Origin of the sequence: Agrobacterium vaccinii (assembly GCF_021310995.1) — a bacterium.
In the GTDB taxonomy this organism is placed as follows: Bacteria; Pseudomonadota; Alphaproteobacteria; order Rhizobiales; family Rhizobiaceae; genus Agrobacterium; species Agrobacterium vaccinii.
Window position 1 is genome coordinate 942,790 of the sequence record NZ_CP054151.1, and the last position, 21,567, is coordinate 964,356.

At 57.4% G+C, this 21,567-nt stretch carries 22 protein-coding genes; 11 read left to right on the forward strand and 11 right to left on the reverse strand.

Translation table 11 applies throughout. From position 1 onward, the window contains the following. The first annotated feature begins 20 nt into the window (after window positions 1–20). The 3 genes from HRR99_RS19430 (at window position 21) to HRR99_RS19440 (ending at window position 3,316) form a co-directional block, all read left to right on the forward strand. Entirely contained in the window at window positions 21–947 is a 927-nt protein-coding gene (locus HRR99_RS19430; RefSeq protein ID WP_112497994.1) for a sugar ABC transporter substrate-binding protein, read from the forward strand. 87 nt (window positions 948–1,034) lie between these two features. Continuing rightward, entirely contained in the window at window positions 1,035–2,513 is a 1,479-nt protein-coding gene (locus HRR99_RS19435; protein ID WP_233124489.1) for a sugar ABC transporter ATP-binding protein, read from the forward strand. A 14-nt stretch (window positions 2,514–2,527) separates the two neighbouring features. Further along, window positions 2,528–3,316 carry an SDR family oxidoreductase gene (locus HRR99_RS19440; protein WP_233124490.1) on the forward strand — a complete coding sequence of 263 codons (789 nt, stop codon included), beginning with the start codon at window positions 2,528–2,530 and terminating at the stop codon, window positions 3,314–3,316. 88 nt (window positions 3,317–3,404) lie between these two features. Here the strand turns inward: HRR99_RS19440 and HRR99_RS19445 are convergent, their stop codons facing one another. The 4 genes from HRR99_RS19445 to HRR99_RS19460 form a co-directional block, all read right to left on the reverse strand. Continuing rightward, a complete protein-coding gene (locus HRR99_RS19445) occupies window positions 3,405–3,587 on the reverse strand; it encodes a hypothetical protein (protein WP_233124491.1) in 183 nt (60 codons plus the stop codon). A 153-nt stretch (window positions 3,588–3,740) separates the two neighbouring features. Next, complete coding sequence (locus HRR99_RS19450; RefSeq protein ID WP_233124492.1) at window positions 3,741–5,102, reverse strand: enoyl ACP reductase FabMG family protein; 1,362 nt, start codon at window positions 5,100–5,102, stop codon at window positions 3,741–3,743. A 203-nt stretch (window positions 5,103–5,305) separates the two neighbouring features. Continuing rightward, window positions 5,306–5,824 (reverse strand): 2'-5' RNA ligase family protein, encoded by a 519-nt coding sequence (locus tag HRR99_RS19455; protein ID WP_233124493.1) that lies wholly within the window; start codon window positions 5,822–5,824, stop codon window positions 5,306–5,308. A 19-nt stretch (window positions 5,825–5,843) separates the two neighbouring features. Beyond that, the gene (locus HRR99_RS19460) at window positions 5,844–6,977 is read right to left on the reverse strand and encodes a GAF domain-containing protein (RefSeq protein ID WP_233124494.1); all 1,134 of its coding nucleotides are present in this window, start codon (window positions 6,975–6,977) and stop codon (window positions 5,844–5,846) included. A 271-nt stretch (window positions 6,978–7,248) separates the two neighbouring features. On the opposite strand from HRR99_RS19460, the gene HRR99_RS19465 reads away from it, so the two are divergent. Further along, window positions 7,249–7,512, forward strand: coding sequence for a hypothetical protein (locus tag HRR99_RS19465; protein ID WP_112497989.1), 264 nt, complete (start codon window positions 7,249–7,251; stop codon window positions 7,510–7,512). A 21-nt stretch (window positions 7,513–7,533) separates the two neighbouring features. Here the strand turns inward: HRR99_RS19465 and HRR99_RS19470 are convergent, their stop codons facing one another. Next, a complete protein-coding gene (locus HRR99_RS19470; protein ID WP_233124495.1) occupies window positions 7,534–8,418 on the reverse strand; it encodes a LysR substrate-binding domain-containing protein in 885 nt (294 codons plus the stop codon). Between the two features lie 106 nt (window positions 8,419–8,524). Here HRR99_RS19470 and HRR99_RS19475 point away from each other — a divergent pair, with 106 nt between their 5' ends. Continuing rightward, window positions 8,525–9,541 (forward strand): YeiH family protein, encoded by a 1,017-nt coding sequence (locus tag HRR99_RS19475; protein WP_233124496.1) that lies wholly within the window; start codon window positions 8,525–8,527, stop codon window positions 9,539–9,541. Between the two features lie 33 nt (window positions 9,542–9,574). Here HRR99_RS19475 and HRR99_RS19480 read toward each other — a convergent pair whose 3' ends face one another. From HRR99_RS19480 to HRR99_RS19490, 3 genes are read right to left on the reverse strand one after another with little or no spacing between them, the layout of a single operon-like run. After that, window positions 9,575–10,102, reverse strand: a complete 528-nt coding sequence (locus HRR99_RS19480) for a flavin reductase family protein (protein ID WP_111838689.1) — start codon at window positions 10,100–10,102, stop codon at window positions 9,575–9,577. Continuing rightward, window positions 10,102–10,992, reverse strand: coding sequence for an aldo/keto reductase (locus tag HRR99_RS19485; RefSeq protein ID WP_233124497.1), 891 nt, complete (start codon window positions 10,990–10,992; stop codon window positions 10,102–10,104). The genes HRR99_RS19480 and HRR99_RS19485 overlap by 1 nt, the downstream gene beginning before the upstream one ends. Further along, the gene (locus tag HRR99_RS19490) at window positions 10,992–12,149 is read right to left on the reverse strand and encodes an LLM class flavin-dependent oxidoreductase (RefSeq protein ID WP_233124498.1); all 1,158 of its coding nucleotides are present in this window, start codon (window positions 12,147–12,149) and stop codon (window positions 10,992–10,994) included. Before HRR99_RS19490 ends, HRR99_RS19485 begins: the two co-directional genes overlap by 1 nt. A gap of 101 nt (window positions 12,150–12,250) precedes the next feature. On the opposite strand from HRR99_RS19490, the gene HRR99_RS19495 reads away from it, so the two are divergent. From HRR99_RS19495 to HRR99_RS19520, 6 genes are all read left to right on the forward strand, one after another. Then, window positions 12,251–12,955 (forward strand): GntR family transcriptional regulator, encoded by a 705-nt coding sequence (locus HRR99_RS19495; RefSeq protein ID WP_233124499.1) that lies wholly within the window; start codon window positions 12,251–12,253, stop codon window positions 12,953–12,955. Window positions 12,956–13,164: 209 nt separating this feature from the next. After that, complete coding sequence (locus tag HRR99_RS19500; RefSeq protein WP_233124500.1) at window positions 13,165–14,238, forward strand: ABC transporter ATP-binding protein; 1,074 nt, start codon at window positions 13,165–13,167, stop codon at window positions 14,236–14,238. Window positions 14,239–14,297: 59 nt separating this feature from the next. After that, window positions 14,298–15,533: an ABC transporter substrate-binding protein gene (locus HRR99_RS19505; protein WP_233124501.1), complete on the forward strand. Its 1,236-nt coding sequence runs from the start codon at window positions 14,298–14,300 to the stop codon at window positions 15,531–15,533. 118 nt (window positions 15,534–15,651) lie between these two features. Further along, window positions 15,652–16,587 carry a carbohydrate ABC transporter permease gene (locus HRR99_RS19510; RefSeq protein WP_422387350.1) on the forward strand — a complete coding sequence of 312 codons (936 nt, stop codon included), beginning with the start codon at window positions 15,652–15,654 and terminating at the stop codon, window positions 16,585–16,587. Between the two features lie 5 nt (window positions 16,588–16,592). Next, the gene (locus HRR99_RS19515) at window positions 16,593–17,447 is read left to right on the forward strand and encodes a carbohydrate ABC transporter permease (protein WP_113492405.1); all 855 of its coding nucleotides are present in this window, start codon (window positions 16,593–16,595) and stop codon (window positions 17,445–17,447) included. 52 nt (window positions 17,448–17,499) lie between these two features. Continuing rightward, a complete protein-coding gene (locus HRR99_RS19520; protein ID WP_233124502.1) occupies window positions 17,500–19,491 on the forward strand; it encodes an alpha-glucosidase in 1,992 nt (663 codons plus the stop codon). A 94-nt stretch (window positions 19,492–19,585) separates the two neighbouring features. On the opposite strand, the gene HRR99_RS19525 is transcribed toward HRR99_RS19520, so the two are convergent. The 3 genes from HRR99_RS19525 to HRR99_RS19535 all read right to left on the reverse strand — a co-directional run bounded on the left by HRR99_RS19525 (window position 19,586) and on the right by HRR99_RS19535 (window position 21,523). Further along, complete coding sequence (locus HRR99_RS19525; RefSeq protein WP_233124503.1) at window positions 19,586–19,825, reverse strand: hypothetical protein; 240 nt, start codon at window positions 19,823–19,825, stop codon at window positions 19,586–19,588. A gap of 133 nt (window positions 19,826–19,958) precedes the next feature. Next, on the reverse strand, window positions 19,959–20,828 hold the full coding sequence (locus tag HRR99_RS19530) for a D-psicose 3-epimerase (RefSeq protein WP_233124504.1): 870 nt from the start codon (window positions 20,826–20,828) through the stop codon (window positions 19,959–19,961). Window positions 20,829–20,839: 11 nt separating this feature from the next. Next, entirely contained in the window at window positions 20,840–21,523 is a 684-nt protein-coding gene (locus tag HRR99_RS19535) for a nucleoside triphosphate hydrolase (RefSeq protein ID WP_233124505.1), read from the reverse strand. Between the last annotated feature and the right edge of the window lie 44 nt (window positions 21,524–21,567).

Below are 21,567 nucleotides of genomic sequence, written 5' to 3' on the forward strand. Positions count from 1 at the left end.
CAAAACCCGGAGGAAAAGACATGAAATTTTCGCGCATTCTGATGGCATCCGCAGCACTCGCCCTTTCTCTCGGCACGGCCAACGCCGCTGAAGTGAAGAAGATCGGCCTTGCTGTCGCCAATCTTCAGGCAAACTTCTTCAACCAGATCAAGCAGTCCGTCGAGGCGGAAGCCAAGACGCGCGGCATTTCTGTCGTGACCGTGGATGCCAAGGGTGACGGCCCCACGCAGGTCAACCAGATCCAGGATCTTCTGACCCAGAATATCGATGCCCTGATCTACATTCCAGCCGGTGCCGCTGCCGCGACCGTTCCGGTCAAGCTGGCCAAGGCCGCTGGCGTTCCCGTCATCAACATCGACCGCAATGCCGATGGCGCGCCGGGTGACACGTTCCTTGCGACCGATTCCGTTGCATCCGCCAAATCCGTTTGTGACTACATCATCAAGCAGGCTGGCGGTAAGGGCAAGATGGTCATGATCCATGGCCAGAAGGGCACCACACCGGAAGTGGACCGCACAAAGGGTTGTATGGAATCCGTGAAGGCAAACCCCGACGTGAAGGTGGTTGCGGAGCAGTGGTCCAACATGTGGAGCCAGGACGAAGGCTTCCAGATCATGCAGAACCTGCTTCAGGCCAACCCTGACGTTTCCATCGTCTTTGCGCAGGCTGACGGCCTTGCACTCGGCGCGGCACAGGCGATCAAGGTCGGCAACCCATCGCAGAAGATCGTCGTTGGCGGTTTCGATGGCGATACGGCAGCACTCGAAGCGTTGAAGAACGGCGTGTTTGACGTCACCGCGACACAGCAGACCCAGAAGATGGGCCGCACTGCTGTTGAAATGGCTGTGAAGATCGTTGGTGGCGAGAAGGTTCCGCCGGTTCAGTTGCTGGATGCGACCCTGACCACCAAGGAAAATGTTGCAGGCTTCATCTCTAACCATCCCTGATCACTCCTCGGGTGCCGCCACAGTGGCGGCACCCGATTTCTTCGGGCCATGTGGCTCGTCTCTTGACGCTCTGGGAGGTTCTTCGTCATGCGTGAGCCGGTTCTTTCGCTCCGTGGCATCAGCAAACGCTATGGTCCGCTCGAGGTTTTGAAGAACGTCGATCTCGATGTCTATGCGGGTGAGGTCGTCGCGCTGCTCGGTGAAAACGGGGCGGGTAAATCGACGCTCTCCGGTATCATCGCCGGATCGCGCGAACCGTCGCAGGGCACGATGACGTGGCTCGGCCAGCCCTATGCTCCGGCATCGCCACGCGAAGCCATCGACAAGGGCGTGGTGCTGATCCATCAGGAACTGAAACTTCTTCCCGAACTATCCATTGCCGAAAACGTCTTTATCGGTCGCTGGCCGATGAAAAACGGCAGGGTCGACCGCGCTGAAATGGTGCGACGGGCGCAGGAGCAGCTTGCGCGGCTCAATCTCCACATCCCCGCCACCCGCAAAGTCGCCGGTCTCTCGACTGCGAACCAGCAGCTAATCGAAATCGCCAAAGCGCTGGCACTCAACGCAAAACTGCTCATTCTGGATGAACCGACGGCAGCCCTTGGCGGGGCGGAAACGCAGGCCCTGTTCGAGCAGGTGCGCAAGCTACGCGCTGAAGGCGTCGGCATTATCTACATTTCCCACCGCATGGAAGAGATCAGACAGATCACCGATCGTATCGTTGTTCTGCGCGATGGCGAACGCGTCAATGAATTTGCCGACAGTGCCACACCGGTTCGGACCATCGTGGAAAGCATGGTGGGTCGCTCGCTGGAGCGTCTGTTCCCGACTTTGCCGGAAGCACAGGACAAGGTCGTGCTGGAGGTGAAGGGACTGACGGGGGCGAACAACGCGTTCCGCAATGTCAGCTTCAATGTCCGCGCCGGCGAAATTCTCGGCATTGCAGGCCTTATCGGTGCTGGTCGCACGGAACTGGTGCGAACGATTGCCGGAGCAGATGCGATATCGGCAGGACAGATATTGCTCGATGGCAAGCCGCTCAACCTCAAGTCACCATCTGACGCAATCGATCAGGGCATCGCCATGGTGCCGGAAGATCGCAAAATGCAGGGGATCGTTGTCGAGCATGAAATTGGCGAGAACATCATCTACGCCAATCTGGATCTGCTCGGTACGGGCTGGATAACGCCCGGCGTCAAGCGCCGCTTTGCCAATGCGGCCATCGCCAAATTCGGCGTCAAAGGCAAGAGCGATCAGCCCGCATCAGACCTGTCCGGTGGCAACCAGCAGAAGGTGGTGATCGCCAAGTGGCTGGCGCGCAACCCGCGCGTCGTGGTGCTGGATGAGCCGACACGCGGCATCGATGTCGGCGCGCGCGCGGGCATTTACGATATCATCGTCGGGCTGGCAAAGCAGGGCGTAGCGGTCATCGTCGTCAGCTCCGATCTCGAGGAAGTGCTGGGCGTTTCCAGCCGCATTCTCGTTCTCGCCCAAGGAAATCAGGCCGGTATTCTCAACCGTGACGAAGCCAATGATGTTTCGGTCATGGAACTGGCGACTATCTGAAGAAGGAACTATCCATGTCCAACATCACGCTCAACGCGCCGAAACTCTTCGATCTCTCGGGCCAGATCGCTCTCGTTACCGGTGCCGGGTCGGGTATCGGTCAGCGCATCGCCATGGGTCTTGCGCAGGCTGGCGCAGACGTCGCACTGCTTGATCGCCGCACGGATGATGGTTTGGCGCAGACGGCCGATTTCATTGCCAAGGCTGGCCGCAAGTCCATCCAGATCGCAGCAGACGTGACCAGCAAACAGGCGCTCACCGATGCCGTCGCCCGGACCGAAGCCGAGCTTGGTGCTCTGTCGCTCGCCGTCAATGCTGCCGGTATCGCCAATGCCAATCCGGCAGAGGAGCTGGAGGAAAGCCAGTTCCAGACGATGATGGACATCAACCTGAAGGGCGTGTTCCTCTCCTGCCAGGCCGAGGCGCAAGCCATGTTGAAACATGGTCGCGGCGCCATCGTCAACATTGCCTCCATGTCCGGTGTCATCGTCAATCGCGGGCTGATGCAGTGCCATTACAACGCGTCGAAGGCGGGCGTCATCCACATGTCCAAATCCATGGCCATGGAATGGGTCGGCAAAGGCTTGCGCGTCAACACCATCTCTCCCGGCTACACGGCAACGCCGATGAACACACGCCCGGAAATGGTGCATCAGACCAAGCTTTTCGAAGAGCAGACGCCGATGCAGCGCATGGCCAATGTCGATGAGATGGTTGGCCCTGCCATCTTCTTGCTGTCGGATGCGGCAAGTTTCGTGACGGGCGTCGATCTCTTGGTGGATGGCGGTTTTTGCTGCTGGTAAGAAACTCTTCGCAGCAGTCAAACGATAAAAAGCCTGCCGTTGTTGATCCTCGGCAGGCTTTCTTTTATTTTGAAGTCGTTTTTGTAGATCAGCCAGAGCCGGGGTTCACATCATCGGCGTCATCCTCCGGCAGCGATCCGGCACCGGGTGTCTTGCTCTTATCTGTCAGATGGCTCTTGGCATGGGGTCCTGCGGGTGGATTGTCCACCACAGGTGCCGTCTTGTTGTCTTTGCCTTCGACGGAATCTCTGGCTTTATCGTCTTTGCTCATTTCGGCACTCCCTGCGTTCAGTTGCAGTGCAAACGCGGAGCTGTGCATCGAAGTTCCGCCGGGTCACGGCGACCCGATTGAGAGAACGGTTCAGAAAAGCAAAATGGCGGCCTCTTTCGAAACCGCCACTCAATTCAGGATATTTGTTGGCCGTTATGCCATCTCGGTTGGTGATGCCACGGCTGCGGATGATGTCGCCTGTCCGCGCTTGGCGTTCAACTGACGCGCGACGATGTCGTGGTTCAGCCACTGCACTGGACCGGCTGGGTTCGACGAGTTGCCGAAAATCAGCTGGCCGGTTGCCTCGACCACGAGGCTGCTCAGCACGTCGCTGATCATCGCCTTGTTGTCACGATGCATCTGGGTAATTTCATTAGAGGTGCCAATGGTCAGATCGGCCTGAGCCTGACTGTTGGGCATTGGCCATGCGGTAAAATCGTAGAACGGGCGCATGACGTCGCTCGCCTGCATGCCCTTGATCTTCTGCAAGACGTCTTCCATGGTGAAGCCGTCTGCCAGAAGGTTCTGGCAGGTCTGCCACTGCTCGTCCACCCAAGCGCCACCATTCTCTTTCTTGAGAGCCAGCAGCAGAGGGATCAGCGGAAGCTCGATGCCGGTGAAGACATCGGAGGAGTTCGTGCGGATTTCAGGGCAATTGTAGACGGTGGCCTTCACGCCTTCCGCCCATGCTTCGCCTGCAATCTTCTCCAACCGCATCTTGGCATAGCCCTGCGTGTAGTTGGTGTATGTCTGCCAACGATACTCGCCGTCGATCAGGATCGCCGTGCCATGGTAGCCATAGGCGGTGTAACGCACCTGGTTTCCGCCCGCCTCGACACGGCTGCGGATGGCAGCGCTGTGGTCGATCAAATGACGGAAAGTGATGGCAGAAACTTCATCGAAGTTCTGAAGAATGAGCTTGCCCATATCGCTGTCGAGCAGCGTTTGCGAGCACATGTGGCGCGCGCCGCGACCCTTGTAGATGCGGTTTGCAACGGCCAGAAACACCTTGGCCTTGGGAATGCCGCCAGCCATGGTGTGGGCGAACAGCACGTTGCGACCCTCGGGGATCATGCCGTCCAGAATGGACATGACGTCGGTCAGTGCGCCAGTGAAGCGCGCCGTTGCCAGGTCGCGACATTGCTTGATGTAGTCCCAGTCCAGCTTGTCGGTCTGCCAGCTTTCGAGCGACATCTTCGCCACGAGATCGGTCGGTGTCGGGCCGCCTTCGGGCGCATCGAGATCGAAACCGGCCATCAGCGGCACATTGATGATCTTGCCACCAAGCCGTGCTTCGGCTTCAGAAAGTTCTTCGGCAGTCAAAGGGCGCAGATTGTTGTTCTCGTCACGGCGACCAACGGTGATGCCGACGATATCCATGCCAGCAGCGCGCGCTTCGTCCAGAAGGCCAGTCGCATAACCGCGGCCAAACAATTCGCCAAAGAGGACGAAAACATCGCCTTCGCGAAAAAGGCTGTTTTGGGAACGCTGCTTCAATGCAAGCGGATTTTCCATGGTCTCAGCTCTTTGTTACATCAGTTGTTATGTATGCTCCGCAGAGCTTTGATAATCACATGCCCTTATGGGGACGAAATAGGAAGTCATATTAAGTGACCAAATGTATCAGAGCGTGAGCTTTGCCACTGAGAACGCACCAATTTGAAGCGTTTTAGACCAGATCGAAGCATTTCGATGCGGAATTGCCGAAGATATGTCTCTCACACAGCGCCATTAAATGCTGTGAAAGACGCATGCTCCCACGGACCATCCAGATATCGCCAAAGATCGAGCCCGATGATTCGCACATCCGTTTGCGTAAAATTGGCCTGTAGCTGTTGATAAAGCTCGTCTGCTTTCGTCTTGGGCACCTTGTTTTGTATGGTAATATGCGGCTGCCATTTCTGCATATCCTGCCCGCCAAGCCACGGTGCAAATGCCAGCCTGAGTCTAGCGCGGATATCCCAGAGTTCCTGACTTGAGATCGTAAAAGCAACGCCCGCACCCAGATGACGGATGCCAGCGACCTGCGCCAAAAACTCCTGATGTCCAGTTGCCACCTCGGCCAGATGCTCGCAGATCCGCTCGACATACTCTCCGGGCAGACGGTGAAACATGGTGAGGTGAGCCCGCAAGACGTTACCGTCGGGCGGAAAATGGGCCCTTCTCATACGGTCCAAGGGTTCGAGGTCGTCGTCGGCAAGCTTTGCGGTGAGGATGAGTGGCTTTCGCGTCTTCACGTCCTACCCGTTCGTCCGTTTACGAGCCGACACTGTCCAGTGGAAGATCGATGGTCACGACTAGTCCCTCTGTCGCGAACTCCCGTTCTATCCGACCAAACAGCTGCGACTCGATGGTTCTGGCAACCATGCGCGAGCCAAAGCCCTTTCGCGTTGGGATATCAGTGATCGGTGGCCCACCGATTTCGCGCCACACGATGCGCAGCCGTTCATCGTCCTGCTCACAACTGACTTCGATATAGCCTTCCGGTAACGATAGCGCGCCGTATTTCGCTGCATTCGTCGCCAGTTCGTGGATGACGAGTGCAAGTGACGAGCTGCATCGATTGCCGATGGCAACCGGTGTGCAGGTGAGCAGTATCTGGTTGTCGTGCCGCTTGAAGGGAGACAACAATGCGTTCAGCAGATCCGCGAGGCCATCGGGTCTTGCCACCCCAGCTTCCTCATCACCGATGATGAAGTCATTGGCAGCGCTTAGTGCCTGAATGCGGCCCGTGACATTGCGCACGAATGTATCGAGATCGCTCTCCGTTCGTGAGGAAATCAGCAAAAGGCTCGAGATGACCGAGAAGACGTTCTTGATACGGTGCGCAAGTTCTCCCTGCACAAGGCTACGCTGCTCGTCATAGCGCGCCAGTTGCTCCACCTGCGCCCGAAGGCCAATTTGCTCTTCGACCAGCTTTGCAAAGTCGCTGAGAATATCCTGCTCATGCTCCGTCCAGACGCGCGGCTTTGTGTCGATGGCACAGAGCGAGCCCAGCACATGCCCGTCCGCACCCAGCAATGGCATGCCCAGATAGGCATGAACGCTGAGGTCGGGGATCGCCAGATTGTCGCAAACCAGGGGCTCGACCACGGAATCATTGATCACGAGAGGTGACGCGCGCTCCACCACGTGCTGGCAGAAGGAGTGGGTGAGGGGCGTTTCCCGCGCGCTTCTCCAGGGCTCGGGCAATCCGTGAATGCTTTTGAAAAACTGCCTGTTGGTATCGACGAGCGAGACAAGACACACCGGGACGTTTAGCGTCTTCGCCACGAGCCGTGTCAATCGGTCGAACCGTTCCTCGGCGCCGCTATCCATCAGCTGCGTCTGGTACAGTGACTCGAGCCGAGGGCGGTCTGCCAAACCGACGGGCAGGGTGCTGTCACTCAACCGGGTATCCGCCGTGTTATCATTCGCCAATGTTCATCTTCCAGTTTTTCCGCAGACGATCAGGGTCCGGGACAATGCAATGCGGTATCTTGGCACCGAAAGCTATAATGACTTGCAGGGCCTTACCGTTGCATAAGCTTTTGAAGTTTCGCATCCCTTCCAAACTGGCGGCCCATTCGTTATGAATCTGGCATCAAGATTTGCGACTGTGCAGCATATAACTATTCATCTGCGGCGAATTTACAGTCCTGTGGCAGACCTGGAGAAGACAATGTCGAAAAAACAAAAGCTGGAACATTCCGAATTCTCCGGTGAATTCGAAGATGACGGCATCACCGTCCTCGTCGATATCTTCCGGCCTGCGGACACCAACAATGACTGGACCATGGAAGTCGTCAGCGAAGAGGAAGACGTTACCACTTGGGAAGAGCCTTTCGCAACCGACAAGGATGCCTGGGAAGAGTTCCTTGCCACCTGCGAAAAGGACGGCATTCGCAGTTTCCTCACGGATGAAGACGACGTCGCGGTACATTGAAGCGACGACTTCAACTCTCGATCATCCGCTCTGGTTGCAAATGTCGAGCAGCGTCAGGGCCGCCTTGCTGGTGTGACGTTCCTTGTGCCTCAAAAGGCGAAATTCGCGGGCTGGTGCGGGAAAATCGACCTCGCACAGGCGGCCACTTTCGATGAATTGCTGTGCGGCCAGGCGGGAAACCGCAGCTGCGCCGCTGCCCGCCAGCAGCGCGCAGAGGATCGATTCATTCGATGGCAGGACCAGCACGGTGTTGAGCGTGCCGACCTTGATACCCATATCGTTCAAGGCGTCCTCAAAGGCAGAGCGGGTGCCGGATCCCACCTCGCGCATGACCCAGTGACCTTCCCTTATGTCATCGACTGCAAGTGCCTTTTTGCCTGCCCAGGGGTGCGAAGGGCCGACGATAACGACGAGTTCGTCGCGGGCGACGATGGAGGACGCGAGCGCGGGCTCATCGAGTTCGCCCTCCACGAGGCCGATGTCGGCTTCGCCGCTGATGACTGCGTCTGCCACCGTGCGCGTGTTGCCGATGGTCAGTCCCAACTCTATGCCGGGAAACCTGTTGTGAAATTCCATCAGGCGCGGCGGCAACCAATAGCTGGCTATGGTCTGGCTGGCGAAGACATTGAGCGATCCGCGCTGCATGCCGCCAAGCTCGCTGAGAATAAGATCCACCGAGCGCGACCGTGCCAGAAGCTTGCGGGCCTCATCGAGGAAGATACGCCCTGCCGCAGTCAGCTCGATGCGTCGCCCGATCCTGTGAAACAGCTCGACACCGTAGTGCTGTTCGAGGTTGCGAATGGACGCGCTGACGGCGGACGGCGTCAAGTGGATTGCAGCGGCGGCTTTCGTGAGGTGCTCACGTTCAGCGACCGCGACGAAAACTGAGAGTTGTTCGAATGTCATGGGAAATCGTTCTGTTTTTCCGAATGAAACGTAGAATTATATTCGATGGAAGTAAATTAAATTAGATGAAAAAACTGTCATGACATATTAGCAGAGACAGTCCATCATGAGTTTTCTCCAATCCTGCCGGGTCTTGCCGGGCCTTGCCATCTGCACCGCTGTCGCAGGTGTGGCTTACCTTGTTACGCGCATACAGCATTCCTTTTTTGGAGCGGGCCTGCTGGAACCCCTGGTGTTTGCGATCATCATCGGCATCGTCATCCGCACCCTTTTTTCTGAACGCTCATCGTGGAAGCCCGGCATCGGTTTCAGCTCCAAGACACTATTAGAAATCGCCATTGTCCTCCTTGGCGCGTCGATCAGTTTCGCGACGATCCGGGATGCGGGCCTGACGTTGATCATTTCGGTCGCGGCTATCGTCACCCTGTCGATCTATGTCAGCTTCGCGGTCGCCAGACTGCTGGGCCTGTCGCCCCGGCTGGCCATGCTCATCGCCTGCGGAAACTCGATCTGCGGCAATTCGGCCATCGTCGCGGTTGCACCTGTCATCGAGGCCCATTCCGATGAGGTCGCTTCGGCGCTGGCTTTCACGGCCGTTCTCGGCGTCGCCTCCGTCCTCCTTCTCCCCCTGCTCTATGTTTATGCGGGCCTTGGTGCTGCACAATATGGCGCGCTCGCTGGTATGACGGTCTATGCCGTTCCGCAGGTTCTGGCCGCTGCCGCACCGGCGGGTCTGGTTGCGGTTCAGACGGGTACGGTCATCAAACTTCTGCGTGTCCTCATGCTCGGACCGGTGATTTTTACGCTGGGCATTCTTCAGGGAAAGGCCGCCCGACGTGAAGGTCGCAAGACCAGTTCCGGTAAACTCGTGCCATGGTTCATCATCGGCTTCATGCTTGTCGTTGTCGTGCGGTCGCTTGGTCTTATTCCGCTTGATCTGGTAACAATTTTGCTGACGATCTCCAGTGGACTGACGGTTATCGCGATGGCAGGGCTTGGGCTGTCGGTCGATATTCGCACAGTGGCAAGTGCCGGAGGGCGCGTTATCCTTGCGTCTTCGATTTCGCTGCTGCTCCTCATAGCGCTGAGCTACTTCGTGGTCATCGCGGCGCTGCAAACGTAAGCAACTGAAAGGCCGAGAATGGCCAGTCGCATCTCAGGATGCGACTGCGAACCGTCCCATTGCCCCGCGTGCGAAGCACAGCGGTTCTCCGTCGCGGTGGGCAGCGCGAAGGACGCGGCCCAGAAGGATCGAATGATCTCCACCATCATAAACAGACGCGCGCTCGCATTCGAAACGGCTCAATGTGCCCGGTATGATCGGAACGCCCTCCGGGTTCATGTCCCAGGCGAACTCTTCGAAACCAAGGCCACCGCGTGTAAACCGGCTGCTCAACTCGCCCTGATCGGCACCCAGCACGTGGATCGCGAAATGCGTGGCACCAGCGAAGAGGTCGTGCCGCGACGATGTCTTGGCAGGGGACCACAGGATCAACGGCGGATCGAGTGATACAGACGAGAAGCTGTTGACGGTCATGCCGATCGGCCCATCAGGCGTCTGCGCTGTTACGACCGTGATGCCGGTCGGGAAGTTGCCAAGCGCGGTTCGGAAACTGCGGGTGTTTGTCGCGTCTGGAACGAACATGTGTTCGTTATGGGACTGCATGCTGCTAAGCGATGTCATCAGGGCACCTCGTGGCCTTTTGCGAGCGTGTAGAGTTCAAACCACATCTGCCTGTCCATAGTGACCTGGCTTGCCTGCGAAATGGCGGCGATGCGCTGAAGATTGTTGGTGCCGAGCACGGGCAGGATTTTTGCCGGATGGCGAAGCAACCACGCGATGGCGACTGCGGCAGTGTCGACACCCTGATCTCCCGCGATTTTTGCCATGGCATCGGCCACAGCACCGCCTGCGGTCATCAGCGCGCCGCCCCCTAGTGGCGACCATGCCATGATGGCAAGGTTGCGTTCCTGAAGATAGGGGAGATCGCCATTCGTAAAGGCCGAGGTTTCGGCAAGGCTAAGCTCGATCTGGTTGGTCACCAGTTCGTTTTCCATATGCGTCTGCAGCAGGGAAAAGTCCCACGGGCGGAAGTTGGAAACACCGACGCTGCGAACTTTGCCAGAGGCGACCAAAGCGTCGAGCGCAGCACCCGTTTCGTCAGGGTCCATCATCGGATCAGGGCGATGGATCAGCAACAGGTCGATGTGATCGGTCGCCATGTCGCGCAACGATGCTTCGACGGAAGCATTGATATGCTCTGCGGACGTATCGTAGTGCTTGACGCGAACTGCAGAATGCCGACCAGCTGGAGCGACGATGCCGCATTTCGTGACGATTTCGACCTTGTCACGTAGCGACGGCGATGCCTTGAAGGCTGCACCCAGGATCGCTTCTGCCGTGTAGCCGCCGTAGATATCGGCCTGATCGAGCGTGGTGATGCCCTGCGCAAGGCAGGCTTCGATCTTGGCTTGAACGTGCTTCGCAGACGTATCAGCGTCATCGCCAACGCGCCACATTCCGTAGACGATGCGGCTCAGTGACAGTTCGGGTGTAAGTTCGATGCGGTCCATCAGTGACGGTCTCCGTTTCCAAGAGGTGTTGCGGGTGTCGCTTCGGGCACACGCCCGTGGACATGCGGCAGAGAACAGGTCTTCAATTGCGGCAGGACTTTGCTGCCGAAATGTTCGGCCTCATCCAGATGTGGGTAGCCGGATAAGATGAAGGCGCGAATGCCCATCTTCTGATAGTCTTCCAACTTGCTCAAAACCTGGTCGGTCGAGCCAACAAGTGCTGCGCCGCAGCCTGAGCGGGCGCGTCCGATACCCGTCCAGAGGTTCGGCTCGATATAGCCGAACTTATCTGCAAGTTCCCGTGCCTTGGCTTGATGCGCAACGCCCAGCGAGATGCTGTCATGGGCACGATTACGGATCAGCTGGCCATATTCATCATCCAGCTTGGAAACGAGATGCTCGGCATATTCTTGCGCTTCTTTTTCCGTATCGCGGACGATCATATGAACGCGCAGGCCGTAATCGAGCGTTCTGCCATGCGCTTCGGCGCGGGCGTGGACGGCACGCATGCGCTCGGCAAGCTGGTCCTTCGTCTCGGGCCACATGAGATAAACATCGCACTGCGCACCGCACAGCTCCAGAGCATCGGGAGAATAGCCGCCGAAATAGAGCAGGGGGCCGCCGTTCTGCTGATAGGGGCGGGCTGGTTCGGTCGAAACGCCCTTGAACTGGTAGATTTCCCCATCGTGGTCGATGGTTTCGCGTGTCCAAGCCTGACGCAGGATTTCCACCACTTCGTGGCTGCGCTTGTAACGATAGGCGCTATCTGCAACTTCGCCCGGAAAATCCGAGCTGATGACGTTCAGTGTCAGACGACCCTTGAGCATATGGTCAAGCGTGGCCACGGTGCGGGCCAGCATGATGGGTTGCATCTCGCCGCAGCGGATTGCAGCCAGCATATTGATCTTGTCGGTAATCGGCGCGCAACCTGCAACGAAGCTCAGCGTATCCTGTCCGACCTGATAGGAGGATGGGCAGAGGATATTGCGAAATCCAAGCTCTTCGGCCTTTTTGACGATTGCGGAGCAATGGTCCCAACTGGAGCGCAAAGAGCCATCGGGAACGCCAAGATAGGCGTAGTCATCGGAGCACAGCGCCGAAAACCAGGACACCTCGGCGGCATCCAGATCAGCAGATGTTACGGGAACAATCGTCATGAAATCCTCCTCACAGGACGTTGCTCAATTAACTAACATCAGGTATTGAGTAAATCAATAATGTATCAATTATTTCTCCCGCGCAGAGGAAGGTGTTGAAAATGCGGAGTTCCAAAGGAAGTTTGCCGGTGTATCTCCAGATTGCGGAGACACTGGTGCGGGACATTACTGCCGGTCGGTTGATCGACGGAGAGAAGCTTCCGCCGGAGCGCGAGATGGCGACAACGCTTGGAATTGCGGTCGGAACGCTTCGAAAGACGCTGGCCGAACTCCATACACGCGGACTGCTGGAGCGCATTCAGGGATCAGGCAATTACATCCGCGCGGTTACCGATCCGAAAAGCGTTTATGCCATGTTTCGCCTGGAGCTGGTGGCGGGGGGCGGCTTCCCGACGGCGGAAATTCTGAGCGTCAGCCGTGAGGTCAAGCCTGCGGCATTACCAGCCTTCGGCGCGTCACAGGAAGGCCACCGCATTCGTCGGATCAGGCGCATTGCCGGACAGGTTGCGGCGATTGAGGAAATATGGCTCGACGGTTCCTACATCGAAAAGGTCGCAGCCGAGGATTTGTCGGAATCGCTCTATCTCTATTATCGCACACGTCTGGGATTATGGATCGCCAAAGCGGAAGACCATATTGGCCTCGGCCATGTGCCGGATTGGGCACCGGAGGCGTTCGGGCCGAAAACCGGGCAGCCCGTTCCCCATATATTGCGCGTCAGTTATTCACATGAGGGCGCGATGGCCGAGGTCTCACACACCTGGTACGATCCGAATGTTGCCCGTTACGTCAATCGCCTCAAATAGATTTTGCGCGAGGCTTGGAAGTGGTCAGGATCATTTGCCCCATCCTGGATTTTAAACGAAATCAAAATTCTCTTGATAAATCAAAACGTAGATTTCAATTTTAAACGGAATAAATTAAATTGATACACCATTGATTTCCTTAAATCCTTGCGTATGCTCAATTCCAGAGGAGCCCGGAGCATTGTCGCCGAGGGTTGGGTGATTAAGAAATGGCATCAGTTAAGCTTACCAAGCTCGAAAAGAGCTATGGCGCATTGCGCATCGTCAAGGGTATCGATCTAGAGATCAACGACGGGGAGTTCGTTGTTTTCGTCGGTCCTTCCGGCTGCGGAAAATCCACGACCTTGCGCATGGTCGCCGGTCTGGAAACCATCACCGGCGGTGAGGTGAGGATCGGGGATCGCGTCGTCAACCGGCTGGCCCCGCGCGAGCGTGATATCGCCATGGTCTTTCAGGATTACGCGCTTTATCCGCACAAGACCGTGCGGGAAAACATGGGTTTCAGCCTCAAAGTTCGCGGTATCGCGGCAGGCGAAGCGGCGGCCCGTGTCGATGACGCTGCCAACATGCTCGGCATTTCCCATCTGCTGGATCGACGGCCCGGACAATTGTCGGGTGGCCAGCGCCAGCGCGTAGCCATGGGCCGCGCCATCGTGCGCCGCCCGCAGGTGTTTCTGTTCGATGAGCCACTGTCCAACCTCGATGCAAAATTGCGCGGGCAGGTTCGCACCGAAATCAAGAAGCTGCATCAAGCTTTGGGGACGACGATCATCTATGTGACCCACGACCAGGTCGAGGCCATGACACTTGCGGATCGCATCGTCATCCTGAAGGGCGGCGAGATCGAGCAGGTCGGAACGCCGGACGAGGTCTATAATCAGCCAGCCAGCGTCTTCGTTGGCGGTTTCGTTGGTTCGCCGGCCATGAACTTTGCGAAGGCGCGGGTCGATGGCGGCAATCTGGTCTTTTCCAACGGCGATAGCCTGCCGGTTTCGGCAATTCGCTCGTCCGGTCAGGTTGGTGCCATTAACGGACGAAATGTCACTGTTGGCATTCGCCCGGAACATTTCAGTGCAGATGCGTCTCAGGTGTTATTGACCTGCCAGGTTCAGGTTGTCGAACCGCTTGGCTCCGATACCCTCGTTCATTTTGCCATTGGTGGCGAGACGTTGACGGCGCGCATGCCACCGGAAACGCGGATCAAGGCGGGCGAGACATTGAAAATCGGCGTAGATCCCGCAAAGATCCATCTCTTCGACGCAGAAACAGAACGCGCAATTTAAGCGGCAATACGTGCGGGGGAACAGGACCGCGCGAAACAAACATCAAACGGGAGGAAATAATGACGTTTACGAAATTCACCGGCGCACTCTTCTGCGGCACGATGCTGGCCTTCGCCATGCCAGCCGCTGCCGAGACGACACTCAGCATCTACATTTCCAGTCAGCATCAGCCACAGGTCTGGCGTCAAGCGCTCGACAAATACGAAGCCGCCAATCCTGACGTGAAGGTCAAGATCGAAACCGGTGGCAATACATCGGAAGCTCAGGCGCAGTATCTCAATACGGTTATGTCGGCGAAGGATACGTCTCTGGACGTGCTCATCCTCGACGTCATCCGCCCGGCACAATTTGCCGCCGCTGGCTGGACCAGCGATTTCGCAGATAAGGACATGTCGGCTTACCTGCCAGCCTATGCCGGTGCCAATACCGTCGATGGTAAAGTCATCGCGCTGCCAGCCTTCGCGGACTCGCAATTCCTCTATTACCGTAAGGACCTGCTTGAAAAATACGGCATTCAGCCGCCGAAGACCTGGGACGAGTTGAAGGCCGCTGCCAAGAAGATTTCCGACGGTGAGGGCAACGCCAACCTTCAGGGCCTCTCCTTCCAGGGCAAGGCGATCGAAGGCGCGGTTTGTACCTTCCTGCTGCCTTACTGGAGCCAGGGCAAGAACCTGACCGAAAACGGTAAACTGACCTTCGACCGCGATGCCGCGATCAAATCGCTGAGCCTCTGGAAAAGCTTCGTTGATGACGGCGTTTCGAAGAAGAACATCGCCGAAGTCGGCACGGATGATACCCGCAAAGAATTCCAGGCCGGTAACGCCATCTTCGCAGTCAACTGGTCCTACGCCTGGGCACAGGCCCAAGGCAAGGAATCCGCCGTTGCCGACAAGGTCGGCGTTGCGCGACTTCCCGCTGTGACGGGTGGCGAGCAGGCGACGTGCCTTGGCGGTTGGGAGTGGGGCGTTTCTGCCTATTCCCAGCATCAGGATGAAGCCAAGAAGCTTGTGGAATACCTGTCCTCCCAGGACGTTTCCAAGTTTATGGCCATCAACGGTTCGCTTCTGCCGACCTATGCCGGTCTCTATAAGGACGCGGATGTTCTCAAAAGCGCACCATGGTTTGCCGACGCACTTCAGGTCGTCGAAACTGCCAAGCCTCGTCCTGTGACCCCGCGTTATAACGAAGTTAGCGAAGTCATCCGCACCACGGTCAACTCGGTTCTGGCAGGCGTGTCCACGCCGGAGCAGGGTGCCGACCAGATCGAAGCCCGCTTGAAGCGTATTCTGCGCTAAGCTGCGACATGTCTCTCCTTCCTGCTTTCGGGGAGGGGAGACCTTTTCTCAAAATGGCCTGCCCTCTGGAGGCGACGCTGCATCGCCGCCAGAACTTTCAATGTCTCGGAACGAAGCCATGGCAATGACGACCCAACTCAAAACTGGTGATGATCAGTCGGCACCATCGCCAAGCTGGACGCGGTGGCTCGACCTGAGCGACCGTTCGCTGGCGGTCCTGCTTCTGGCACCGGCAGCACTGCTTCTGGCATTGATCATCGTTTATCCGGTGTGCCGGTTAATCTATACGAGCTTTTTCAGCCTGTCGCTGACATCGGGTCTGCCTGCCGCCTTCGTGGGCTTTGAAAACTACCAGCTGATGATCGAAGACCCGGTTTTCTGGGAAACGACGTGGAATACGGTTCTGATCACGTTGATCACGGTGCCCGGTGCGCTGTTTGTCGGCCTTGGCCTCGCGCTGATGGCGAACCTTCCTTTTGGCATGCAATGGCCCGTTCGGCTGTCGCTGCTGATCCCGTGGGCGCTGCCTCTATCCTTTGCGGGATTGATCTTTGCATGGTTCTTCCATTCCGAATACGGCGTGGTCAACGACGTGCTGAACCGCTTCGGCTTTGAAGGCATCATCTGGTTCAATTCGCCCAACTGGGCCTTCGCCGCCATCTGCCTCACCATCATCTGGAAGACATCCTCCTTCATGGCGCTGATCATTCTGGCCGGTCTGCAAACCATTCCCCGTTCGCTGTACGAAGCTGCGGATGTAGACGGTGCCGGGCGGCTGCGGCAGTTCTTCGAGATCACCTTGCCATTGCTGAAACCCTCAATTGTCGTGGCCCTGATTTTCCGCACGATTACCGCGCTCCAGACCTTCGACATTCCCTACATGATGACAGGCGGCGGGCCGGGAACATCGACTGCAACGCTTGCTATGTATATCCACCAGAACACCGTGTCGTTCCTCGATCTCGGCTACGGCTCCGCACTCGCCGTCGTGATGTTCGTGATGTCCATGTGCGTCACGGCCGTCTATCTGCGCATGATCAGGACGAAGGAATAATCGCCATGACCACGCAAACCGCTTCCGGCTCCATGTCCTTTCTCTCCGGCAAACCGCTGCGTTTCATCGCTGCCGGCATTCTGCTGATCAACGGCCTGTTTCCAGCACTGTGGATTCTCTTCACATCGCTGAAAACAGAAGCGGAACTCACCGCAAAGCCTATTACCTGGATACCGCATGCGCCGACGTTGCAAAACTACATGCAGGCGTTTTCGGACCAGCCGCTGCACATCTTCCTGTTCAACAGCTTTATGGTGGCACTGCTCTCGACGGCGCTGACACTGCTGGTCTCGGTCCTTGCAGCCTATGCGCTGGCGCGGCTCAATCTCGCCTATCGCGGGCTGATCCTGTCGTTGATCATCGCTGTCTCCACCTTTCCGCTGGTTACGCTTCTGGTACCGCTGTTTGAAATCATGCGCGCCCTCAATCTTCTCAACAGCTGGATTGCGCTGGTGCTGCCCTACACGGTGCTCAGCCTGCCGGTCTGCACGTTGATGCTGGTCTCGTTCTTCGAGGGCATTCCGCGCGATCTGGAAAACGCCGCCATGATCGATGGCTGCACGCGAATGGGAGCCCTGTTCAAGGTGGTCGTGCCGCTTTGCGCGCCCGGTGTCTTCACCGCCGGTATCCTCGCCTTCGTCAATGCCTGGGATGAATTCCTGTTGGCGCTGTCCTTCAACTCCAACCCGTCCTTGCGCACGCTACCAGTTGGCATCCAGCTTTATCAGGGCGAGTTCGCGTTCCCATGGCCCGTGATCTCCGCGGCCCTCGTCGTCGGCATCGTACCAGTCGCCATTCTCATTGTCATCTTCCAGGAGCGTGTCGTCTCCGGCCTGACGGCAGGCGGCATCAAGGGATGAGTAAGTTCGCGATGCGAACCAACTGAAATCGAAGACTTTGAAAGACAGTGTCATGAAACTCGAGCAGACTGAGACCGGCTTCACGCTGTCCCTGAACGACCGTGCTATCCTCGACCACAGCGATGCATCGCCAGCGATCTTTGTCGGCATCGGCCAGGAGCGCATGGACATGTATCGTGGCAACTTCGAGATCGAAGACTACGTTATCGAACGCCGTGCTCTGGCCCACGCCCAGGTCGAAGGCAACCGCATACTGCTCTTCGACGCGGCAGGACAACCGCCCCGTCTCATCCTGACCGTCGTTGATAATGCCATCACGTTCGAAGCGACAGACCCCAAACTCAACCGCCTCTGGGTGCGCATCAAAGCCGATGAGGACGAGCATGTCTGGGGCGGCGGCGAGCAGATGTCCTATTTCGACATGCGGGGCCGCCGTTTTCCGCTCTGGACATCCGAGCCCGGTGTCGGTCGTGACCCGACAAGCGAAATCACCTTCAAAGCCAACGTCAAGGACAAGGCCGGGGGCGATTACTTCAACACCAACTATCCCCAGCCGACCTATGTCTCGTCGGCGCTCTACGCCCTGCACGTGGACACAACGGCCTATTCCGTCTTCGATTTCCGACAGAAGGCCTTCCACGAAATCGAGATATGGGCGATCCCCGACCGTATCGAACTCTTTGCCGCAAACACCTTCGTGGACTTGGTCGAGACGCTGTCCTCGCGCTTCGGTCGCCAACCGCCGCTGCCCGATTGGGTCTATAATGGTGCGATCATTGGTCTGAAAGACGGCGCAAATTCCTTCACTCGCCTTGAGACGATGCGCGCCGCCGGTGTGCAAGTCTCCGCGCTCTGGTGTGAAGACTGGGTCGGGTTGAGACAAACATCCTTCGGTTCCAGATTGTTCTGGGACTGGCAGGCAAACGAGACACGCTATCCTGGACTGCGCCAGAAAATCGGCGAACTGCATGACAGCGGCATTCGCTTTCTGGGCTATGTAAACCCTTATCTGTGCGTCGATGGTCCGCTATTCGAGATCGCAGACAAGGCTGGCTATTTCGCCACAGACGGTGCGGGAAAAACGGCGCTGGTGGATTTCGGCGAATTCGATTGCGGTGTCGTGGATTTCACGAATGAGGCTGCAGCCGATTGGTTCGCAGAAAAGATCATCGGTAAGAACATGCTCGACTTCGGGCTTTCCGGCTGGATGGCGGATTTCGGTGAGTATCTGCCCATCGACGTCCACCTGTCGAATGGTATCGATGCCAAACTGATGCACAATGCCTGGCCGACCCTCTGGGCTGAGGTCAACGCCAAGGCCGTTGACTCGCGCGACAAGACCGGTGACGCCTTGTTCTTCATGCGGGCAGGCTTCACGGGCGTTCAGAAACATTGTCCGCTTTTATGGGGCGGTGACCAATCGGTCGATTTCTCACGCCATGACGGGCTCGTCACTGTCATGTGCGGAGCGCTGTCCTCGGGTCTTCTGGGCAACGCCTACCACCATTCGGATATCGGCGGTTACACCAGCCTTTTCGGCAATGTCCGCACGCCGGAGCTTTTGATGCGCTGGGCGGAAATGGCGGCGTTTACGCCCGTCATGCGCAGCCACGAGGGAAATCGCCCGCGTGAAAATGTACAGATCGATCAGGACCCGGAAGTCCTTACGCATTTTGCGCGCATGACGCGGATTTACCGACATCTCGCACCCTACCTTAAGTCTCTCTCCGCAGAGGCGGTGGAACGGGGCTTGCCGGTGCAACGCCCGCTCTTCTTGCACCATCAGGAGGACCGCCAGACTTACACCATTCAGGACAGCTACCTCTACGGTGCCGACATGCTCGTAGCGCCGGTGTGGCAAGCCGCGCAGGAAACACGTTCCGTCTATCTTCCAAAGGGTGAGCTCTGGGTCCACGTCTGGACGGAAGAGGTTTTCGAAGGCGGCCAAGAGGTAGAGGTGGCAGCGCCAACAGGCAAACCCGCCGTGTTCTACCGTGCTGGCTGCACGAACGAAACGCTTTTTGCCAGTCTGCGAAATATCTGAATACAATGAAAAACCCCGCAGCTCGAAACTGCGGGGTACACGTCTGATGTTTCATCATGATAAGGCGACGACTGTGTCGCCTGGTCAGCTCGCGTCAGGCCGAAAACTTGACGCTGACACCGCGCTGGCGAAAATAGGCCTGCATCAACTTGCGTCCCGACCGATTGCCATGCGGCAATCTGGCCGGATCGAACACGGCTTCTTTGACGCCCTCGCGCGCCAATGCGAGCTTAAGAGCTGCAATATGCTCATCGATCCCGGCATTATCGGCATCGAGCGATTCGTAAATCTTGCCAGTCACCTCGGCCACGGTCTGTTCGCTCACGGTCTTCATCCTTCACTCTCTGAACCGGAGCGATACCACACATTGTTTCGCCGCAAAACATGTCGAAAGCGAGCGAGCAAACTTTTTGGCCATGATCGTGCCCGCAACCTTAGGCGCTGCGAGCACCATAGATAGTGGGCTTTCAACCACCCAGAACGAAACGGGAGAATGTGAGGGAATTTCGCGCATCCTCATCCATTTTCGCCACATCTGCGCCTTCGCTCAGGTCTCTCCAAACCCTGATATCAGAGCCGATGGTTCCGCCTGTTTTGACGAAAGGCTCCATGACGACGACACCGTTATAGTTGATTTCGCGCAAGGCTGCGCCGATCTCGTGCCACGGCATTCTACCTTTTCCCGGTACGCGGCGATTGCTTTCGCCGGTGTGGAAGTGGCCGAGCAGCGGGCCTGCGGTGCGGATCGCGTCGCCAAAACTGTCTTCCTCGATGTTCATGTGGAACGTGTCGAGCATCACCTTCACATTCGGCTTGCCAACCTCGGTCACGAAGGCAACACCTTCGGCTGCGGTGTTGAGGACGTGGTTTTCGAAGCGGTTGAGAACTTCGATACACAGATTGATACCGAGATCATTGGCAAAATCGGCGATGCCGTGAATGCCCTCTACGCCACGCGCGCGATCTCCTTCCTTGTCCACGGGCTGGGAGTAATCGACCGGCCAGTAGGAATGAAGCGCGCCTCCGATGGTCTTGATGTCGAGCTTGGCGACATTCGTCAGCGTCTTCTCGAAGAATGCCTTGCCCGCTTCACGCACGGCGACATCGGGTGATGACAGATTCTTTGCCTTGGACGGACCAATGCCGGCCGTCAGGATGATGCCATTATCCCTAGCGCTCTGCTTGATCGCGGCGAGGTCCGCATCGCTGTAGTCGTTGATGTGATGGGCAGCGACCTCGATGACATCAAACCCAAGCTTGGCGACCTTCTCGATGTAAGGGCCGAATTTGGCGCTCCACTCATGTTCCCAGTAGGAATAATAGATACCGTGTTTCATCTGTGCCTCTCTCAATCGACGTGTGTCTTGGTGATGGTTGCGGGTCTGCCCGGATTTTTCACCCGAAGATCGGGCTCCAGGCTGGTTGAAGCGACCAGAAGCCCGTTCGGAAGATCGTTTTCCTCGACCTTGCGGGTAATTTCGGCGTCATCCATGTCGAAATTCTGCCAGCGCTCCCGAAGCCGCTGGCGCAGATCATCCTCGTCCACATCGACGAAAACGGAGACATCGAAGATCGGCTTCAGACGGTGCCAGGGCGACTGGCTTGCGAGGAGATAATTTCCTTCGCATACGATGATGTTGACGGATTGCGGGACAAGCCGCCCGCCTGCGCGGGCAATTTCGATGGCACGGTCGAAGACCGGCACGGCAACGACATCGTCTTCGTTGCGTTTCAGCCGCTCCAGCATGTGTCGCAGGCCATGCACGTCGAACGTATCGATGGCGCCTTTGAACTCACGGCGGCGCATCTCTTCCAAAACGGCATCGTCATAGTGATAGCCGTCCATGGGAAAAAGCGCCGCGCACACACCGGCTTCGCCGTTCAGAACTTCAACCACACGCTCGGCGATGGTTGATTTGCCGGAACCGGGCGCACCGGCAATCGCGATCATCAGCCGCCGCCCGTTTTCCTGCTGAAAACGCTGGAGGCTCAGTGCTGCGATCTCGTGCGCATTGTCATCGATTGTATTCAAGGTGCATCTCGCTGCATGAATGAAGACGTGAACATCTGGACAAA

Bases quoted from the DNA above. Each gene is read 5' to 3' on its own strand.
- HRR99_RS19520 (WP_233124502.1), top strand. From the start codon at position 17,500: ATGAAACTCGAGCAGACTGAGACCGGCTTCACGCTGTCCCTGAACGAC.
- HRR99_RS19495 (WP_233124499.1), top strand. From the start codon at position 12,251: ATGCGGAGTTCCAAAGGAAGTTTGCCGGTGTATCTCCAGATTGCGGAG.
- HRR99_RS19465 (WP_112497989.1), top strand. From the start codon at position 7,249: ATGTCGAAAAAACAAAAGCTGGAACATTCCGAATTCTCCGGTGAATTC.
- HRR99_RS19445 (WP_233124491.1), bottom strand. From the start codon at position 3,587: ATGAGCAAAGACGATAAAGCCAGAGATTCCGTCGAAGGCAAAGACAAC.
- HRR99_RS19500 (WP_233124500.1), top strand. From the start codon at position 13,165: ATGGCATCAGTTAAGCTTACCAAGCTCGAAAAGAGCTATGGCGCATTG.
- HRR99_RS19485 (WP_233124497.1), bottom strand. From the start codon at position 10,992: ATGGACCGCATCGAACTTACACCCGAACTGTCACTGAGCCGCATCGTC.
- HRR99_RS19435 (WP_233124489.1), top strand. From the start codon at position 1,035: ATGCGTGAGCCGGTTCTTTCGCTCCGTGGCATCAGCAAACGCTATGGT.
- HRR99_RS19475 (WP_233124496.1), top strand. From the start codon at position 8,525: ATGAGTTTTCTCCAATCCTGCCGGGTCTTGCCGGGCCTTGCCATCTGC.
- HRR99_RS19440 (WP_233124490.1), top strand. From the start codon at position 2,528: ATGTCCAACATCACGCTCAACGCGCCGAAACTCTTCGATCTCTCGGGC.
- HRR99_RS19480 (WP_111838689.1), bottom strand. From the start codon at position 10,102: ATGACATCGCTTAGCAGCATGCAGTCCCATAACGAACACATGTTCGTT.
- HRR99_RS19530 (WP_233124504.1), bottom strand. From the start codon at position 20,828: ATGAAACACGGTATCTATTATTCCTACTGGGAACATGAGTGGAGCGCC.
- HRR99_RS19525 (WP_233124503.1), bottom strand. From the start codon at position 19,825: ATGAAGACCGTGAGCGAACAGACCGTGGCCGAGGTGACTGGCAAGATT.
- HRR99_RS19510 (WP_422387350.1), top strand. From the start codon at position 15,652: ATGGCAATGACGACCCAACTCAAAACTGGTGATGATCAGTCGGCACCA.
- HRR99_RS19505 (WP_233124501.1), top strand. From the start codon at position 14,298: ATGACGTTTACGAAATTCACCGGCGCACTCTTCTGCGGCACGATGCTG.
- HRR99_RS19450 (WP_233124492.1), bottom strand. From the start codon at position 5,102: ATGGAAAATCCGCTTGCATTGAAGCAGCGTTCCCAAAACAGCCTTTTT.
- HRR99_RS19515 (WP_113492405.1), top strand. From the start codon at position 16,593: ATGACCACGCAAACCGCTTCCGGCTCCATGTCCTTTCTCTCCGGCAAA.
- HRR99_RS19430 (WP_112497994.1), top strand. From the start codon at position 21: ATGAAATTTTCGCGCATTCTGATGGCATCCGCAGCACTCGCCCTTTCT.
- HRR99_RS19470 (WP_233124495.1), bottom strand. From the start codon at position 8,418: ATGACATTCGAACAACTCTCAGTTTTCGTCGCGGTCGCTGAACGTGAG.
- HRR99_RS19490 (WP_233124498.1), bottom strand. From the start codon at position 12,149: ATGACGATTGTTCCCGTAACATCTGCTGATCTGGATGCCGCCGAGGTG.